Here is a 20,112-nt window from a genome sequence, read left to right as displayed (position 1 = left end):
TCATTCTCCATTAGCTGTAATACATGTCTATTGCTGACAACAAAGAAATAACTTGTACCTTTTCTATTGATGTACCAAAATTAAAAATACTATCTATGTCAATTTTGAGAGAAGGATCTTTTATTTTTTGAACTTTAGCGTTATAGAATTCATTGAAATTACTTTCCAAATTTTTGTTTGTTGTAAGCCAGTAACCTATTGGATTCATATTTTTTTTGTCATTAAAACCAGAGAAATTTCCAAATGTAAATTTTCTAATAAAATAATCAGTCAACTGTGGTAAGTAATATTTTTTATGGCCAAATCCAAACATGGGCGAATTAATTTTAGATTTGGTACTTTCCCATATAAAATCAGTAGCGAATGGATATTTTTTTTCTATCCATTTTTTGTAAATGTAATGGTTGTAACGCAATTTTGGGGATATTGAGAGTGCAAAATTGATAAGATCGAAATCATAAAAAGGAGAGAATGTCTCTGAATATTTATATATTGATGCTAAGCCGTTATTAGCGCCTAAAAAACCTCTGTTATACAACTTAAATATTTCCTCATTGGCGTATTCATATGCTAACTGGATATCTTTGCAGTTAGCCAATAGTTTAGCTGAATAAGCACCATCAGTAAGATTCCAGGGCTTATGTTCAAGATGCGAAGTTGAGAATGTACCGAAAACAACATCACCTAGTTGTCCTGTGTGAACTAAACCATAATCACAAAAATTAAACTTTTTATAAAAACTATTTGCATGAGCTAAACCATAAAATAGAACATGCCCACCAGTTATTTGTGTTATAGACTCATAATCTTTTAAAAAAGAGCCACCATCAAGAGATTTGAATATCCACTCATGACCTAGCTTTGAAGCAATATCACATGCAATTTCTGCATCATAAGATTTTGACTGAGCAAAAGTAAAATTAGTCTGATTAGCATACCCAAGAGCATTTGCAACTACAGTAGTCATCCTTGAATCTAAACCACCACTTAATCCAACCAAATGCGAATACCCATATTCAAGGTCTTTATCGAACTGACGACGAATTGCTTGTCTGAATAGAAAATCCATGCGTTCAATACATTCGTTCTCGCTGATTTCAACGATATCATTATTAAATATATGATATCGATTTTTTTGGATGCGACCGTAAGAGTCTACTTTAAGTAATGTTGCAGGCATTAATCTTAAGGTGTTTTTAGCTAAAGTGTATTCTTCGAGCATAAAACCAAAAGATAATAGCATATAGGCAGATGTAATATTTAATTCATTGTCAATACTGCGGTTTTTCAAATGCTGATTAAAATAATTAATATCAGTTGATGCAATAAATTTATCGTCAAATAATCTGTAGTATAAAAATTTACTTCCAAGTTGATCATTATATACTTGAAAAGTTTTAGTCTTTTTACAGTAAAAAAAACCGACAAAAGAACCTCGCAAACTACACAAAAAAGAAGAGCCTAAGTTACGAAGTTGATCAGAATAAAACTCTGGCCAGTTATCAACGTGAGCATTTTCTAGCAAGGATTTTTTATTAAAAATAACGCCATCAAGGACACAAATACAATCACTATCCTCATGAGCAAATTTGTCATTTGGAAATTTCGAGTTGAATTTCACGTCAAACTTAACACTATCAGAAGAAACAACTGTTTCACTGCAAGAGATGTTGTTATCTTTCAAGCTACTCTCAAAAAAGTATTCAACAAAGAAACCATTCATAATAAATACTCTATTTAACAATTTTGAACATGAAGTAGAACGATATCAATGAAGTCAGTGATATTGTAAATGTTGTTGAAAACGCAGCTCCAGCTATGCCATATTTTGGAATGGCATATAATGATATAAGAATGAACAGGACAAGCGCAGGTATTGAAATTAATAAATTAAATTTAGCATATCCAAGGGCATTCAAAATATTTCCTGCAGGTATCCTGAATAAGAATGAAAACATTGCTCCTATCATAAGAATGCTCAAAGAAAGTGAACCACTGGTATACTCTTTGCCAAAAAAAATCTCTAGAAAAAAACTAGAAAAAATACATAGGGGTACAAGCAAGCAGATTATGATTATTGAACACATTTTCCAGTAGCCTATTAGATAAGAAATTAATGAGTTTCTCTGCAAACCGGAAATATGAACAAAATCAGTAACCATTAAGACAGCAGGCAAAAAAAGTAAGCTCGTAAATATCAAGCTACATGCACCATAAACCCCTAACGAAGCCATGGACGAGCCCAGATGCGCTAACATTAAATTATCAGCAGAAAGCATTAATTGAGATATACATGCTCCAATTGATACATAAATACCATATCGAATATTAATAAAAAAATTTCGCACTTTGAAAACTTTAAGGACTCTTATTAATGTTCTCCAATATACAAACAAGAAAAATAAAAAAACTATAATGAGAGCCAATATTTGCCCCCTAAAAAAAGAATGTGCAGTTCTTTCAAAGTATACTGTTGGGATTACTATTAGAAATACAATAACGGTAAGTGCTATATTTAACTTAGAGAATGTATCATTCCTATGGTTAACCCTAAAATAATTAATTAATAAGTCATAATTAAAAAATAAAACAGCCAAAACAAATGCAGTGAAAAAAATTGTTTGGTCAAAGTTATCATCTAATATATTTCGAGTTACAAGGTAAAATAAAAAATAGGTAAGTACAGAAAAAGTGGTTCCGACAATCATGGAAGATAAAAGAAGCAATTGTTTCTGCTGATTACTTTCAACTTTTGGTGCCATTCTTAAAAAGGAAATACTCAAACCAACACCGATCATTGGTGCAAAGAAAATAAAAACATTTTTATAGAGCGTTAAAACTCCAAATTCTTCTACCGTTAGAAATCTAAGAACAATAACGCTTAGTGCAGCTGCAGATAATTTTGTAATTAAAGACGATGAAAAAACCCATCCAACTTTCCGCTTGGCCAAACCATTAAAAAACTCTTTTATTTTCATACATTACCAAGACTAAAATACATTAGCTTATAATAGCAGCCCATTTTTTTTTCAGAACATGCCAGCTGCTCAAATTGTATATATCATCAATATATGTTTCTGATCTCGTAGAGAGAAGATTAGATTGTAAAATCTCACACAATTTTTCACCTATGGAATTAATATCGCTGATCTCAATAAAATTATTATAACCCCTCAACTCAACATAATTTAACCACTTGCCAGTAATAACGTAACTCTGAGCATATAAATGCTCTTGCATAGAACCGGAGAAAACATCGTGAGCTTGAACGTTTATAAAAATGTCCGCTAATATTCTTAATGAAGAAACATCTTGATCTGTCAGATATTTTTCTAAATAAAGTACATCTAACCCAATAAATTCTTTTTTCAAAGTACTTATATATAAATCATCTCTTCCATAAGTCAAAGGCAGTATAAATTTTATTTTATTTAAAAGCGATGCTGGTATTTTTTCTTTTAATGCCTGAACAACTTTGACGTGCTGCTGGTTTTTTGAAGCGTTATATCCTACAACAACGGCGATTTTTTCACTTTCTATACCAAAAAAATTCTTGCATTCTAATCGGCTAAATCGGTTATTTTTTATGTATTCTAATGGCTCTAGTCCATACTTAATAACAAGAACTGACTCATGGTTAAGAGAAAATTTTTCAATCAACTTTGATTTAAGTTCTTCAGTCGCACATGTTATTAATCTTGAGCTGTTGATTATGTATTTTATTTTCTCAAAATTATTACTTCTAAGATTATTAATATCACTTCCCCAAAATGATACTATAAGCTGCTCTTTATTTATCACGCCAGATTTAATTAAATAGTAATAGAAGCCACTAATGTAATGTATGTTTATTGATTTATATCTATGCCCAAACAAAAGAAAGAAAAAATACATTTTAACAAGACTAACAATTGTGCTTATAAAATCAAATCTATTTTCAAATTTCGAGCTAAAATCAATTAAAAAGCCATCATAAAAAATTTTATCAGCTGAAGTTACTGAACCAACTTCTAAGTTTACATCTTCATCTTTTATGTAGCGATATAAATACTTAATAAACTGGTTTTTAGCGTCACCAATAATTATGGCTTTATTTTTTTGTTCCTTTTTCTGTCTAAAAAAATTCATATTTATTTTCTATTTAACTTAAAAATTAATACCCAAGAAACCACCAATAAAAACCCTGTTATAGCGAAAAATATAACAATTAGAAATCTCTGCGGTCTTGATTTTTCTTCAGGTATCACTGCTGGATCAATAACCTTAAGAATATATTGCTCCCGTACATTAGCAAGCATTATGACTTGGTACTGTTTTTCTATAAGTTTATAAAACATACTCTGCATATCAGCTACAGGTGTGTTGCTTAACTCTTTGTTTAAGAAGGCGACACTGTTTTTTGCCTCATTAATTTCTATATTTCTTACATGCTCATTCAAGTCCAAAATTAGCCAATCTACGATGTTCTTTGCTACTAAAGGCGAAATATGCTCTACAGACAAATAGATTAAACCAGTATTTTTATCTCTCGCAACTTTGAGAATTACTTTAAATACTTTAAATAGTTTCCAATCCGATGGAACATTATTACCATTCTCCAGAATATTTTTATTCCACTCATTAGTATTAACGTTATATATATTATCATTAAATTGAACTTTACCATCGTTCCAACTTTCAGCAGCAATAAGAAACGGTTCTAACTTTCTATTTTTTATAAAATTATTAATAAAACTTCTTGACTGCAAAATCTCTAACGCAAATGTTGTTCGATCTAGGGAGTTTTTTGATAGATTGACACCGGCAAGAGAGGCTAACCCTCCAAATTGATTTGCCATCGATGATACATTACTACCAGTTTGCTCTTCAGCAGGAGCTAAAGTTGCCTGGGCTTTATAAATATTCGGTAGTGTTAATGAGTACGCTAAACCTAATAATGTTAACAATAAGGATATCGTAAAAATTTTTAATTTTTCAATCCACAAGATATTAAATATGTGAAGGAAATCATGCTTGTTGTCTTTTTGTGAGGAATCATTTGAAACCTGTGGCGATGACATCTGTCATACTCCTAAATAATAATTTATTCTGATGTTAATCCTACTAGATGCCTTTAAAGTTTTCAGAATCAGATAAATTCCTTACAGTTTTAATGTATTCAGGCCATTCTCCAATATCTAACCAAGACTTTTCACTAATTGGAAAAACACCGACTCTCCCACCACGATTTTTTATATTTGCAATCAAATCTGTGATATGTAAAAAAGTATCATTCGGAACCTCATTTATTACATTTGGTTCAAGAATATAAACGCCAGTGTTGATTTTAAATGTTAATTCTGGCTTCTCTACCATAGCTTGAAGTAAGCCATCTTCACCACTTTCAATTGTTCCATAAGCGATAGTCAAATTTTTGAGCGCTGAAACCATGGTTACTTCATTCTTGTTATTTTTATGGTATTCATATATTTCCGCTAAATCTTGATCAATTAATATATCGCAGTTGCTTACAAAAAAAGTACTATTTATCTTTCCTTTTAACAGACTTAAAGAACCTGCTGTTCCTAATGGTTTATCTTCTTTGAAGAAATTCAGCGATACATTTTCAATATTTGCATCACTTAGGTAATTTTTAATCATTTTTTCTTTATAATTAACAGATATGAAGAAATCAGTGCAACCAGCATAGTTGAATCGATTAATAATTTCCTCAATAATTGTTTTGTCACCAATTGGAACAAGTGGTTTTGGTATTATATTAGAAATTGGTTTTAGCCTTGTACCGCGGCCACCTGCCATAATCACAACTGGGGCATTAATCCTTTTCTTTTCATCTATAGCTATCGTAGATTTAAAGAAATCTGACCAGAAATATATATTAATGATCTCTTGCTCACAATTTAAGACTGGCATAAAGTCTGTTCGCATTTCAAGCATGCTAGATTTTATTTTGCATTCTGGCCATGACTCATTAGCAACTATTTTTTTCTCAATATTTATTTCAGTTACGCATGTATCAAGACTGACATTCTTAAGAATTGATCGTTGAATATCACCGATACTGAGCAGGTTAATATATTTTTGGGAATCATCAACTATCACTAGCAACTTGATTTTATTTTCATCCATTTGTTTCATTGCTTGTAGTAATGAAACTTTAGAATGAACTAAAACCTTATCAACCGGGTTTTTAATATCCAAAACAATAACCTCAATTTATAATTCAGTAAAATCATATTCCGTCGAAATTAACTATTCACAGACTTTGCGGGAATACCTTTAATTACAGATGCTTCATAGAAGCTCTTAGTTACGACAGCTCCTGCTCCAACTTGGATGCCAGAAGATAAAAGTAATTTTTTCTCTGAGTTGCCAGGTAATATCACGGCCCCAGAACCGATAAAAACAAATTCATCAATTTTGACATTTCCAGAGACATTTACCCCAGGCATTACACTGACATAACTCGAAATTATACAGTCATGGCCGATGGTGCTATTCAAACCAAATATTGAAAAGTTTCCAATCTCAATTGATGACATAAAGCGTGCCCCAGCGGCAACTATAACCCCCTTACAAGCATCTAACTTCTGCAACTGGTTTCTGCCAAAACTCGAATCCGGATGAATTAAATTTGGGTAAGAAAAATGCGGATATCTTTGAAAGATTTTCTCTCTAATCTTGCCATCTGAAATACCTATAGCAAATGAATAACCATTTTGATGTAGCTGTTCAACCTCAGTCTCAAGAACGAAATTCTTTTCATGACAAGCAATAGCTTGGGAAGGTTGAAGAATGTAACAAATATCTGTATAGCCTATAGCATCACAAATATCCGCAATCTCACTAGCATGGCCCGACGAACCAAAGATTGCTATTTTTTTCATATCGCAGAACTAGGTAAATTGATAAGACAAGATTCAAGTTGCTCTGAGATTTGCAAAGAATCTCTTAGCGAATCTTTATACATCGGTAAATGATGCATCAGCTTCCAAACAGGCCTGGTCATAACTCCTGAATTATTTGTAATTTGCAAAACTTCATCCCTTGATTGTTGATCAGGACAAATAATTGCATTTAGCCAATAATTAGATCGAGCGTAAGTGGGTTCTTTCACAAAATAAAATGATGAGCCGGCAAAGAACTCTTGATATCTTTCAGCAATTTTTCGCTTTTGATGTAGAAATTTTGGTAAAACTTCCAATTGTGCGCAACCTAACGCAGCATTAATATTTGGTAGCCGATAATTAAATCCTGGTTCATCATGATAGAACTCAAAAGCATGTGGCTGTTTTGCAGTGGTTGTAATATGTTTGGTGCGCACTCCACTCTCAGTATTACTGCACAACACCATACCGCCACCACCAGTGGTAATTATTTTATTGCCGTTAAAACTTAATGCGCCAAATTCTCCGATGGTTCCAGTATGACGCCCTTTATAAAATGAACCGAGACTTTCCGCAGCATCTTCCACCAAGGTAAGTTGCCAACTTTTACATATGCGGACTAATTCATCTAAATCTGCTGGATGTCCGAAAGTATGCATTGGTACAACTGCAGTTATTTTTCGGCTATTCCCTTTATGGAAACACCCTTTTTCATTGACATAAGCATACTCAGACAGATAATTCTCTAACGCTTTTGGACATAAAGACAGACTTACTTTTTCGACATCGACAAATATTGGTTCAGCCCCCATATGGTGCAATGCATTACAAGTTGCGACAAAAGTTAAAGCTTGAGTTATTACATAATCACCAGATTTGACACCTGCCATGTAAAGCGCAGTATGCAAAGCAGCTGTTCCATTGACTGTGGCTATAGCTCGTACAGTCCCTGTAAAGGCTTCAACCTGAGTTTCAAAAGTATCTACAAACTTACCAACACTGGAAACAAATGTACTTTCAATGGTCTCTGTAACGTATTTAAGCTCATTCCCAGCAAAAGTAGGTGCATGCAATGGAATAAAATCATTACTTTGGTAGAGTTCGCGGATAAAATTTACTATTGCAATGCTCATGGACAACCTTACATTTTTCCATCTAAATATTTGCCAGTTTCTTTGTGGCCAAAATCAGGTAACATCTGCTGAAATAAAGCGACAAGCTGTTCTTTAGACCATTGTTTTTCTTTTTTAAAACAAGCAATTTCATTTTCAAATAGAGAAAGCAGTGTCTGGTTGTAAAGTGGTTGGTTTTTTATTACACCTAAACTTACAAATCTATCCATATCAAGAATTTCGTTCTCAGTAAAAAACTCTTCAAAATCTTTTTCACCTGTTGTATCACTTGAAGTAAACAGGCATGGCCATTTACCTTCATCAGGAAGTGTTTTTACTAAATCACGAGCTTGATCTTCATTTTCGCATAAGAAAGGTTCGAAACCCAATTGCTGTAAGTACTTGACTGCAATATCAGCAAACGTAATTAAGTGCAGAGCTTCACTTAACTTTGGAAAAAAAATATCGCGGCTTTCACCAAAGATACAAGACATCAGGCAAAGTTCGCCAGATTCTTGCGGTGTCACAAAGTAACGTTTGATGTCATTTGGTGCAACAATTGGCTGACGTTTTTGTATTCGTTGATTAAAGCCATGTAATAACGAACCATCTGAAAATGCGACATTAGCAAAACGCGCTGTCGAAATGCTAATCTGTTCACTGCGCCGCATCAAAAACATTTCCATAATACGTTTAGAAGCCCCCATCATATTGACAGGGTTTGCAGCTTTGTCAGTTGAGACACAGAAATATTTTTTGCTGCCGTTATCAATTGCCTGCTGAATCGTTTTATCCGTGTTAAATATATTTACCTCGATCATTCGCATTAGTGTAAATGGATCTTTTTCACTTCTAACGTGTTTCAACGCTGATAAATTTAATACGTAGTCAAACTTGCCGTCTGCTTTGATAAATGCATCATATTCAATAGAACCGATATCTAGTGCAAAAGTTTGAAAATCTCCATTTATATAACCAAAAGAACTACGTATATCACGTACTAGTTCAACAAGGTTATTTTCACTAACATCAACCACATAAAGCTTTTTAGGGTTTCTTTTAAAAATTTCTTTAACTACAGCTTGACCAATTGATCCCGCGCCACCCAACACTAAAAATGTTGAAGTAGAAACCTCATCTAATAACTTTTTATTATAAAAAATCATATCTTGGGCAAACAAATAAGAATCACGCCCAATTAGCGAAAGTAAATTATTCATGCCTTATCCAAAATTTAATTCAAAAATGCTTATTTTTAAGCAAAAAAAAACAATATTTATACAATAGGTTTTAGTGTAAATATTGTATATTCACATAAGGTTTTATTTTTATATAAACGTCCCAAGCGCCGCAATAGCCACCGCAGTGTTATATAAAATCTGCGTTGCGCTGCTCCAGGTTTGCAGGCCATTCATATATTCGCTATCCAGTGGTACCACAATAGTGTCACCCGCTTCCAAACCTGCCCGGCCGTTATCAAACCAGTTGTTTTTTGGCATTAATACCGAGCCATTGGCTTTTACAATATAAATACGCTTTTTATCTGCCCTGGCCTTTAAGCCACCGGAGCGTTCAAGATAACTGTTGAGATCGAGTTTACGGTTATAAGTATGCGAGGTCGGTTGTTGCACTTCACCAATTACGGTAATAGAGCGGCGCAGGGATGGAATAGCCAGCCGGTCGCCGTTTTCCAGCTCGAGGTTATCCAAATCACTACCTTCCAGCGCAGCCGGTAAATCAATCACCATCCGGCCAATAGGATCTACAGCATTTAGCTGGGCAATCAGTTGCTCAGCTTCATCAGCAGTTTTAGGTGCTTTATTATCGCTGGCATTACCAGACAGTTGTTTGGCGGCTATTTCCTGCTTTAAGCTGTTTTGTGCTTGCTGGATCTGGCGTTTTTCATTGTCTTTAATGCTTTGCCGGCTAAACACTGCCGCATTTACATCGGCATACTCAGTGAAACCACCTGCCCGCGCAATCACATCGGCTAGTTTCTCACCGCGTTTAAGCTGGTAAGTACCAGGAAACTTCACTTCGCCCAACAGTTCAATACTATTAGACTCACGCCACTCCGGGATCCGCTTAATCAGCAAGGTGTCTTGTGGCATCAGCGCCATTTCCTGCGCTTTGGCTAGTTCCAACGAGAAATGCTCCAGTTCTGCAGTTGCGCTGCCGTCGGTACTACGGCGGGTGATTTCTGCCGATACCACATAACTGGACTCGTTATAACCGCCGGCTACTTTAACTAAATCAGCCGCATTCATCCCACTGGTTAACGGATAAATGCCAGGGAATCGCACATCACCCGACACTGTTACCACCTGCTGGGCCACATTCTTATCAGCCTGTTGCATTAAACGCTGGTTTAACTCGGCCAGTACTTCAGCCCGTGATTCATTGCGCGACAATACATAAACTTCATCCAGCGCGGTTAAACGGGTTTGTAAATCTTGCGGGTTGTCTAGTGAAACTACCCTTACTGTGGTTTTTACCTGCACACTATCAAAATTAGCCAGCAGCACATAATTGCGCTCAGCAAACTGGTCTAAGTCAAAGGCGGCTTCCAGCAGTTGCTGTAAGGTCATCTGTCTGGTCAGTGGATAGACGCCGGGGAAACGTACCGAGCCTTTAATAGAGACGATTTGCGGCGGTGCCATAAATCTGGCCTGGCTACGTAACTGCGTCAGCAATTCCTGCATCACAGTTTCGCGTTGCAACTGGCTGCTAAACACAAAGACTTTGTCGCGCGGTTGTAGCTGTAAATCATAAGCCGACTGGCGCTGCGTAATAGCCTTGCCTGGGTTAAAAGCAATGACTTCAATTTCGCGGGTTGGCATGGTTTCACGCCGGATCACGCCGTAGTTTAAATCCGGGTTTGGTAATAACTCACGCAAATCTGGCAACATATCGCTGATCCGCATGCCAGCACGCCAGCCAAAACCACCAGGCCGTTGCACATGACCATGTAGTTGCACAATGTTGTCTATCTGGTCCAGTACCGAATACACCTGGATCACATCGCCTTTACGCAGCGCCACGTTCAGACCCGCCGGTTTGGCTAAATCCAAATCCAGCAGCGTTTTCGCGCCACTACTTTCAATCCGTTCCAGCCTGCTCGCCGCCGGATAAGCGGTTGGTAACAAACCACCGGCCAGTTTTAATAACTCAGCGCTGGTTTGTTCACCTTTAAGTTCGTACATGGCTGGTCTTAACACTTCACCGGCAATACCAGCGGTTTTGCCAAGGGTTGGGATAAACACCACGTCACCTGGTAACAAGCTGAGATCAGCACTGGTGTCCCCGCGCAGTAATAAATCGTATAAATCCAGCGTCGCAACCACCTGTCCTTGCCGTTTTAGCTGGATGTTACGTAATGAGCCGATATCTTTAATACCGCCGGCGGCGAAAATGGCATGAGTGACCGTCGATAATGAACTAACCGTATAAGAACCTGGCCGGTAGGCTTCACCCAGCACAAAAACCCGCACTGAACGTAAAGCCCCCATACTGATGCTGGCTCTGTTGCCAATCATCCGCTCGCTGACCACAGTAGTTAAATAATCAGTCATTTCCTGATAGTTCATGCCGGCCAGCACCAATGGGCCAATGCCTGGGAATGCTACTTCACCTTTGCGATCTACTGTCAATTCAAACTGATTGGCTTCTTTGCCATACAGCTGCACCCGGATTTGATCGCCTGGCCCCATAATATAGTTAGCCGGTACCGGTACATCTGTCACAGGCGCAAAAGTAGAAGGGCTACCGGCAAAAAGGTCATAGCCAAAAGGTTTTAAGCTGGCTCTGCCTTGCGTCGGCTGCGGCTGTTGCCCGGCATTGACGCCCAGCGGCTCGGCTTGCGCATCGAATGTTTGTTGCTGTTGCGGCTGATAACCTGGTTGCTGCTGCGTGGCAAGATCTGATTGCTCTGGGCCAGACTGGCCCTGCCCTATCGGCTGCTGGCCATAAGGCAAAGCCTGCACAGCAGCTGGATCAGTGTTATTTCTGGCCGGTACCAGTTCATTTAAACTGGGTGAAGCCTGCTGTGTGCTGTCGCTCTGGCCAGCCTGTGCCTTTAACTGAGCTAAATCAACACCATATTGCCGCGCTAACGCCTCTTGTTGCGACGGCGTCAAATTCTTAAACATTTCCAGTTGTTGCGCAGTGGGTGTCGCGGCCACAGCCATGCCAACACTTAAAGACCAGGCAGCTAACCACCCCAGGTTTTTGACAATATTTTTTTGGAATAATGAAAACTGGTTCAATCTTTTTCCCTGCTTCAATTGAGTGCCGATTACTGAAAATTACAAATTAAACTGGTGCAAAAAAAATACAGTTCACTGCAGTTGGCGGATAAAATTGCGATAAAAAAACTTTGGTATCATAAACAGATTGGCTGGTCTAATCTAGTTTAAAATTCAGAATCAAAAATAACTTAATAAATTTCAATTAGTTAATAATTATGATTTTGAACTTTAGTCCTGGTTAATTGTTCTCTTCTGCTATCTGCTGCAATGCAGTAGACATGGAAACAGGTGGGTGCCAGCCAAGAACTTGTTTAGTATGGGTAATATCCACATGCAGGCTATTACACAAACGATCGGCCACCGATTTTTTGCCAACAAGTTGAGCTGCTAAACGTAACCAACTGACAGGCAGAGGTAGTGCATATAAGGTTTTGCCATATACATTTTTCATTAGGCGCATGAGCTGCAATGTTGACACATCCTCATCATCACTCACTAAGAAGATCTGATTAGCAGCAGCCGGGTGGCTAATACAAGTCACAATTAAATCAACCAAATTGTCTGCGGCCACCAGACTACGTTTGTTTCTAATCGCGCCAATGGGTAATGGTAAATTTTTTTGTGCCAGCCGCATCATGGCAGAAAAATTGGCTTTAACCCCTCTGCCATAAACTAACGGCGGTCTGATAATGACAATTTCCATCTGGGTCCGCTCAGCTAACTGCTGTAAGCCAAGTTCAGCCTCTGCTTTAGAGATACTGTAAGGATCTGATGGTTTTGGTTTGTCATCATACCTAAAAGGTTGATCTAGATTAGATTGTTCGCCATTTACTTTGATCGAACTTAAAAAAATAAATCTTTTGACGCCAGCAGTTGCCGCTTGCTCAGCAAGCTTTAAGGTGCCGGCGGTGTTGGTTTGACGATATAAAGCCAGCGGGTCATCGCTATGCTCATGCATCACATGCACCCGGGCGGCACAATGAATCACCACATCAATATTTTCTAACGCCGGAGCAAAATCAGTGGCCGGATGAATATCTGCCTTGATAAAAGCATGAGCATTTCCGGCAATAGCGGTTCTACCCAGCACAGTAATCTGCTGGTTAGACAGCACATCAAGCAAATGCTGGCCGATAAAACCACTGCCACCAGTCAATAAAACAGAACATGTCATCCATTAAACCTTTCACAATTGAATTAATTAATTTTTATATCTACGTCATCTGACCTACATGTCTGAAAATTAAACTCCACTAATTTCTATAAAAAAGTGCATATTAAGTTAGCTTAATTCATGATCTACAATATCTAAGAACCTATTTTTTGGATTTAAGTCAGCTGAACTAGGCTTGTATAAGAAGAGTACTAACTTGAAAATCAATTTATGTATTTAACTGGCACTAAGCCATGAACCACCACTGCTTTTATTCAGCACAACCTAGATGTTTTTTGCCATCAAAGCAAGCAAAAATTACGTAACAGCCAAGTAGCTTATAGTTACAAATAAGTAAATTAACCCATATTTACAATGAGTTCTAAAGCTGTATAGCACGTAAATATTATATGTAAATTTCTGCCAGCTAAAGAACAAAGATAGGAATGTTAAATAATTAAACTCGCATTATTTAATTTTAGAAGAAAATTAGCTGTCAAACCTTTGTGCCGAAGGCAAAAATAACAAATCTAAAACACAAAGAAAACAAAGCTGTAATTGCTACTGAGGAAAGTAATAGGCTGGTCAAAGAGTGCAATTTTAGATCCGAAAATTGAAAATTTTAATATCTATCATAGTAAAAGCGGTTATTATGTAGGGCAACCTCAAACATTTATATTTCGTGTTGAATTTTCAAGGCTTCTAAAATTCAACATATTATAAATTCTATCTTTATATAAAATAAATAAGCTACTCATACTGCCCATTTTCAAAGCATCTATGTATTGCATCTTTAAATGAGAATGGAGGCGTCCAACCCAATACTTGCTTCGTATAGGACATATCAACAGTCAAATCATCACATAATCTTTCAATTAAAAACTTTTTACCAGCCAGCTGAGCCAAAAATTTTAGTAATGAAACAGGCATAGGTATTAACATCGGCTGACGACCTTGGGCTCGAATCATGGCGCAGAAAAGACCGGTTGTTGACACATCATCATCATCACTGACCAAAAATGTTTTACTGGCAGCTTGTGGGTGTGAAATACAATGAATCATTAAATCTATAAGATTATCCAAAAAAACAAAGCTGCGCTTATTATGTATCGCTCCTAATGGCAATGGGATCTTTAATCGTGACAATGTCATTAGCTTGCCAAAATTACCCGGAGCTTTTGGACCATAGACCAGAGGCGAACGAATAATAACCACTTCCATGCCAGATTCAGCTGCAATTTTTTGCAAAGCTTGCTCTGCCCTAAATTTGGAGATCGCATATTCTTCCGTTGGCAAAGCTGGGCTTTGGGCAGTGAATGGTGCATTATTTCTAACTCCATTAACACCAATCGAACTTAAGAAAATAAAACGACGTACTTTTTGCTTTGCAGCTGCTGTTGCTAAAGCAATCGTAAGCTCAGTATTAACTTGATGAAAAGTTTCAGCAGATACATTCGCCTGATGCGCTTTTGCCGCTAAATGAATAACAGTATCAACACCAGAGCAGGCTGCAGAAAAAATTTCTGCCGAATAATCATCGTTAAAAACAAAACAGTTATCCACTGCAGATGGATGCCTGCTTAGTAATCTGATAGGTACACCAGCAGATTGAAGTTGTTTTAGTAATGAACTACCGACAAAACCTGTTGACCCAGTTAGTAGAACTGAATTTGAGTCCATTAAACTGTACGTCCCTTCAATGTGATAAATATAAATGCTAAAAATGTGAAGAACTTCTCACGGTTACGACGTCGTAGCTTGGTCGCGTGAAAAGCCATCCAAACATAATCAGCGCGATTCGCTCTAACTAACCGTTGTATTGGTTCCATATCACTGATTTCAAGTATTGCTGCTTGCAAAATAGCTCTGTCAATTGCATTTCCAAACAATACATTCTTGGCTCTTAGCAAAAAAGGTTTGAAACCGGAATTTGCACCTGTATCATTAAGACCGTGCTGACGATAAAGCATAGTCGGTGTCGGACTAATCATCCAAGGGATATTACGCGACCGGCAAAAAGCATAAATCAACCAATCATGCCAGTGAACCTTGCTGAGGCTTGGCTTTACCGAAATTAAAAAATTCTGCAGTTGCTCAGCAGCATATTTAGTTAATACAAAGGTACAGCCTGGACCTGGGGATTCAAACAAGAAGTCATATTCTGTTTGCGGCTGTGCTTTATTGATAACAACATTTTTTCCGTTTGGCCAAAATGCTGTCACATTAGTCGATACAGCTTGTGCGTTATTGCTGTTAATAAATGAAATAGAATGCTCAAGCTTATTTTCAAGCCATATGTCGTCTTGATCTGCCAGCGATATATAATCGTAATTATTAAAATCGACCTCAGTCAATAATCTAAAGAAATTATTGCCAGCACTACCATACCTAACCCCGTAATCGAGTACATAAATATTTTTGTACTTTTCAGCATATGCCTGGCAAATTTCTAGGGTCCGATCAGTACATTTATCAACACTTATGAATAATGAAACGGATATATCCGTTTGATGGAGTATGGATTCGATTTGCTCCGATATATAGAACTCGCCATTATAGGCGGCTAATAAGACACAAACTTTAGGTTGGCATGTTACGCTAGACATTGAAAACACCTTAAAATAACGCTACTGCTTTAATTTGCAGTAAAATAATACGATACGGTAAGAATTAGATATAAAAAGTAATAGCTACTAGTAAATTTGAAAATCTAATCATTACTCCGTCATAGCTTTAAACAATAGCGGGTAAATAACCTTTTCAGTCAAATGTGTCGAGCCCTCAATGCTTAAATGACCATAATCTAATGCAATTAAACGACGCTGCTCTCCTATACGAACTAAACATTGGTAATTTTCAGCTTTAGGCATACAGACCTGGTCAAAAACATTTGCGTACTTTATTCCAGAATCTAATTTCATTTGCAGCATTTTTTTATTGGTATTTATCACTGTTTTACTCAAACTAGAATCTATAATCGATTCACTGTCGGAATCCCAATGCCGTTTTGCGATAACAGAAGGCAGAGAAGGCTGCCATTGTGCTAATGGGCCAATAACAATCAAAGTACGAACCCCAACTGCTGATAGCTTTTCATACATGGCATTCCAATCAGTTTTTTCATGGTTATTCGCTTGGGTTACAATAACAACTTTTGGTTTTAAATCAGTAATTTTTTGTAATGCATATTTATTTGAATTTGTACATGCAACGTAAAAATCTCCTGCAAGGGATTTTGGTGGCTCAAAACTTGGCGCACATCCAGCAGAAGTGACTTGGTAAAAAGCATACTTATCGCCAATATATTTTCTTATACCGTAAGAGAATGCTTCAGCGTGTGAGTCACCCCAAAGGAATACGCCATCTAAACCTGGTTTATTTTCAACACATGACGGATGAATATCAGTGTTTCCTTTATCTTGCATAGAATTGTAAGAATTACATTTATGCCAATAAGTGTCATATAAATCATCATGTATACTTTTATACTCTTGTATGAATGTTGATTTATCACCAACACTAATTTCACGATATTTTGTAACAGCACCTTGTGTTGCATAAACCACAACGCTGATTAATACGACGATAGAAGCAACTAGATAAATGGTTTTGTTTGATAGATTTATAAGTTTTAAAGTAAGTTTTTTCTCTACCAAATAATAAGACAATGCACCGAAAATAAATGAAATAAAAACACCAAAAATCAAAGCTATGTTATTACCAATAAGGCCCATATAACTGATAAATACAACAATAGGCCAATGCCATAAATATATGGAATAGGATGCCAAGCCAGTAAAATGAAGTTGTTTGCCCCTTACAAGTAGAGTTTCAACATTCGCATATAAAATTAGACAGGTACCGACGACTGGCAGTAAAGCCATATATCCAGGCCAACTCATGGTCTCTTTAGTGATCAATAACCCCAGAAAAACTAATGCAAAGCCAGTATAGCTAACATATTTTTTCAAGTGCTCTTTACCAATGGGATTTAAAAAGAATATCAAACCACCAGCTAACATTTCCCATGCGCGTGTGTAAATCAAAAAATACGACGATTCTGGAAATTTAAAACTCCAAATTGCAGAAAAACAAAATGACACAACAAGCAATACTGATATAAAAACAGCTAAATATCTCTGACCGAAATATTTAGCTGTTAGCAAGAGCATCACCGGATAAAGCATATAAAATTGCCACTCTACTGACAGCGACCAAGTATGCAATAACCATTTTTCATGCGAACCGGCAGTAAAATATCCTGCTTCACGAAGATAGATAAAATTAGATAAGAAAAATTGAGATGATGCAGTGTGCTTTGCTAATGTCTGATAATCGGATGGCAACAAGAAAAACCAGCCATAGACTAAAAGTACTATACATAAAACTGATAAAGCAGGTACTATTCTTATTACGCGCGCATGATAAAAGCTTAGCAGACTAAAGCTACCTGCTGTAACCTTAGACACAATAATAGATGTCATTAAATAGCCGGAAACAACAAAAAAAATATCAACTCCGGCGAAACCTCCTGGAAGTAAGGCTGGAAAAAAATGGAAAAAAACCACCGAGAGCACAGCAAACGCACGGATTGCATTTATATCACTTCTAAACTTCATTGAAGTTACACCTATTTTTTATAGCATAACGATTAAGGATTAGTACTGGTAACACATAACATAAGGATATAAATAAAAAAAGACCAAAACCAACAGCAAAACCTTCCCTGACAAATATTCTTAAGAAAATAAAATTCAATGTTGAAACCACTACCACGATCAGTATATTTTTGGCGTTTGAAGATATCCAATAGAATAAAGCACAGAATATAACGCAACTTAGTGAAATAACGAAAAATGAGAAATAGCCATAAAACAACGATTCCGTAATGATATTTGATGCTAATCCATAACCACGGCTAACTTGATGATAAATTTCTATGCCAGCCATTGTAAAACTTTCTGATAAAGCTTCTCTAGCTGGATGCAGTAATACAATTCCAATTGCCGACATAAAGTCGAAAAAGTTTCCTTTTCCTAAATAATTTGTGTCCAGAATAAGCAATGGCAAGGTGATATATGTTTCACGGAATTCACCTAAGGCTTCTAAATACCATGGTATTTGCCGCACTACATTCTCTGATCTGATGATGCCTAAAAGCAGCATACATGCGACTAATATTATACCAGGGACTAGTAGTAGAGCTTTACGATGGCAGCATATACAAATAAACACAGGGGCTAAAGCAATAAAAGCCGTGGTACGACTGCCATTAAGCAAATCAATAACAATAATAATTATATTAGGCAGAAAAACCCAGTATTTTCTTGTGTCAAAGAAATATATAACTGTCAGCGCAATAGATAGATATGCAACATTTTTTATTTTAAATGGATCTTCTTGTGTCCCGTCATATTTAAAAGCATCTAATAATTCAAATGTTTGAAATGTTTTAAATAAAACAAATAAAAGGTAAGAAAAAACCACCCACCAGAGCAACCTTGTAATAGTTCCACATTTTTCATGAAATCCAATGTCATCAGTAAAATCAAACTCTGAAGCGCAAAAAAAATACACAACGGACACTGTAGAGATAAACGCTAAAATAATCAAATGCGAGAACAGTATAGAGTCATCATCTATTCCCCAGCCATAATAGTAAGATATTTCTTCTACAAAAAAAGATGGCAAAATAAAATAGAATATTGAATATAGGCTCAGCCAAAAAAAAGGATTAAGAATTGATTTATACTTATACTTAAATAGATCTCTTAGTATTACGAAGCTAATAATTAAGAATGACAATGCAGGGAGCATCATTAATTTTTTGCCCATTTCACATATGAAAGATACAAGTGTCCAGCAGATTTTCGGACAAAGCGCCATGGCAGTAATGCATAATATGCCGGTACAGAGGGAAGAACTTTCATAAAAAGCAAATCAAATTTATGGCTTTTTAAGAACAATGATTTAGCACCAGTAAAACTATTTGCATAATTTAGATTAGAAATTGCCACATCTTTCAGAACCCGCATACGTGAAGCGATACTGCGTCGGCTTGCATTACTGGTATGAATACGATATTTAGCAACTGCTGAAGCAGAAAAAGCTAATTTATTTTTATTCAATAACCGCAAGTAGAAATCTCTATCCTCAACAGCAAGTTTTTCGTCGTAATAACCAATTTGTTCATATGCAGCACGTCTGATCAACAATGTCGGACCAACGACAGCCCATCTAAAAATTAACTCATTGCATATATCATTTTTTAAAAGTGTATAGTCACTTTTATACAATTTATGCATTGCTTGGTTATCGACAATGTTAGATTCCTGGTCTATCAGTATCGCATCACCTATACACGCGAGCATATCTGATTGTTGTTCCAGAAAATTAACCCTCTCGGTTAATGATTGCGGTAACAGTAAATCGTCACTAGCGCAAAGAACGATATATGCACCTGTTGATTGCTGCACCAAGAAATTTAAAGTTTTACAAACGCCTTTATTTTGTTGCTTCCACAGTTTTGCATTGACTTGCGGATGTGACTGAAGCCATTGTTCTGCAATTGCATAGGATGCATCAACAGAACCATCATCACATAAAAGAATTTCGACATCTGGATAATCTAACGCCTTTAAGGAATTCAGGCATTCGTTCAGATAGCTGGCGTGGTTGTATACTGGGACAAGGACACTTACTCTAGGGTACAT

15 protein-coding genes are annotated in these 20,112 nt (G+C 36.5%); all 15 read right to left on the bottom strand.

Going from position 1 to position 20,112, the window contains the following annotated elements:
• Nucleotides 1-10: 10 nt before the first annotated feature.
• The 15 genes from AC53GJ_RS08440 to AC53GJ_RS08370 all read right to left on the bottom strand — a co-directional run bounded on the left by AC53GJ_RS08440 (nt 11) and on the right by AC53GJ_RS08370 (nt 20,112).
• The gene (locus AC53GJ_RS08440) at nt 11-1,723 is read right to left on the bottom strand and encodes an asparagine synthase-related protein (RefSeq protein ID WP_496732228.1); all 1,713 of its coding nucleotides are present in this window, start codon (nt 1,721-1,723) and stop codon (nt 11-13) included.
• A gap of 10 nt (nt 1,724-1,733) precedes the next feature.
• Nucleotides 1,734-2,978, bottom strand: coding sequence for an oligosaccharide flippase family protein (locus AC53GJ_RS08435; protein ID WP_496732227.1), 1,245 nt, complete (start codon nt 2,976-2,978; stop codon nt 1,734-1,736).
• Between the two features lie 22 nt (nt 2,979-3,000).
• Nucleotides 3,001-4,128 (bottom strand): hypothetical protein, encoded by a 1,128-nt coding sequence (locus AC53GJ_RS08430; RefSeq protein ID WP_496732226.1) that lies wholly within the window; start codon nt 4,126-4,128, stop codon nt 3,001-3,003.
• Nucleotides 4,129-4,130: 2 nt separating this feature from the next.
• Nucleotides 4,131-5,060 (bottom strand): Wzz/FepE/Etk N-terminal domain-containing protein, encoded by a 930-nt coding sequence (locus AC53GJ_RS08425; protein WP_496732225.1) that lies wholly within the window; start codon nt 5,058-5,060, stop codon nt 4,131-4,133.
• 43 nt (nt 5,061-5,103) lie between these two features.
• Nucleotides 5,104-6,201, bottom strand: a complete 1,098-nt coding sequence (locus tag AC53GJ_RS08420) for a nucleotidyltransferase family protein (protein ID WP_496732224.1) — start codon at nt 6,199-6,201, stop codon at nt 5,104-5,106.
• 47 nt (nt 6,202-6,248) lie between these two features.
• Nucleotides 6,249-6,887 carry an acetyltransferase gene (locus tag AC53GJ_RS08415; RefSeq protein ID WP_496732223.1) on the bottom strand — a complete coding sequence of 213 codons (639 nt, stop codon included), beginning with the start codon at nt 6,885-6,887 and terminating at the stop codon, nt 6,249-6,251.
• The gene (locus tag AC53GJ_RS08410) at nt 6,884-8,020 is read right to left on the bottom strand and encodes a LegC family aminotransferase (protein WP_496732222.1); all 1,137 of its coding nucleotides are present in this window, start codon (nt 8,018-8,020) and stop codon (nt 6,884-6,886) included. Before AC53GJ_RS08410 ends, AC53GJ_RS08415 begins: the two co-directional genes overlap by 4 nt.
• Nucleotides 8,021-8,028: 8 nt before the next feature.
• Nucleotides 8,029-9,219, bottom strand: coding sequence for a UDP-N-acetylglucosamine 4,6-dehydratase (locus AC53GJ_RS08405; RefSeq protein ID WP_496732220.1), 1,191 nt, complete (start codon nt 9,217-9,219; stop codon nt 8,029-8,031).
• Between the two features lie 108 nt (nt 9,220-9,327).
• Nucleotides 9,328-12,264, bottom strand: coding sequence for a polysaccharide biosynthesis/export family protein (locus AC53GJ_RS08400; RefSeq protein ID WP_496732219.1), 2,937 nt, complete (start codon nt 12,262-12,264; stop codon nt 9,328-9,330).
• A gap of 220 nt (nt 12,265-12,484) precedes the next feature.
• Complete coding sequence (locus AC53GJ_RS08395) at nt 12,485-13,360, bottom strand: NAD-dependent epimerase/dehydratase family protein (protein WP_496732776.1); 876 nt, start codon at nt 13,358-13,360, stop codon at nt 12,485-12,487.
• 789 nt (nt 13,361-14,149) lie between these two features.
• The gene (locus AC53GJ_RS08390; RefSeq protein ID WP_496732218.1) at nt 14,150-15,079 is read right to left on the bottom strand and encodes an NAD-dependent epimerase/dehydratase family protein; all 930 of its coding nucleotides are present in this window, start codon (nt 15,077-15,079) and stop codon (nt 14,150-14,152) included.
• Complete coding sequence (locus AC53GJ_RS08385; protein ID WP_496732217.1) at nt 15,079-16,005, bottom strand: glycosyltransferase; 927 nt, start codon at nt 16,003-16,005, stop codon at nt 15,079-15,081. The genes AC53GJ_RS08390 and AC53GJ_RS08385 overlap by 1 nt, the downstream gene beginning before the upstream one ends.
• Nucleotides 16,006-16,116: 111 nt before the next feature.
• Entirely contained in the window at nt 16,117-18,018 is a 1,902-nt protein-coding gene (locus tag AC53GJ_RS08380; RefSeq protein WP_496732216.1) for an acyltransferase family protein, read from the bottom strand.
• Complete coding sequence (locus AC53GJ_RS08375; protein ID WP_496732215.1) at nt 18,008-19,219, bottom strand: hypothetical protein; 1,212 nt, start codon at nt 19,217-19,219, stop codon at nt 18,008-18,010. Before AC53GJ_RS08375 ends, AC53GJ_RS08380 begins: the two co-directional genes overlap by 11 nt.
• Entirely contained in the window at nt 19,219-20,112 is an 894-nt protein-coding gene (locus AC53GJ_RS08370; protein WP_496732214.1) for a glycosyltransferase family 2 protein, read from the bottom strand. The genes AC53GJ_RS08375 and AC53GJ_RS08370 overlap by 1 nt, the downstream gene beginning before the upstream one ends.

The organism is Rheinheimera sp. B2H12 (assembly GCF_059620065.1).
Note: the sequence above shows the minus strand (reverse complement) of the source record. Positions and strands in the feature narration are given on the sequence as shown.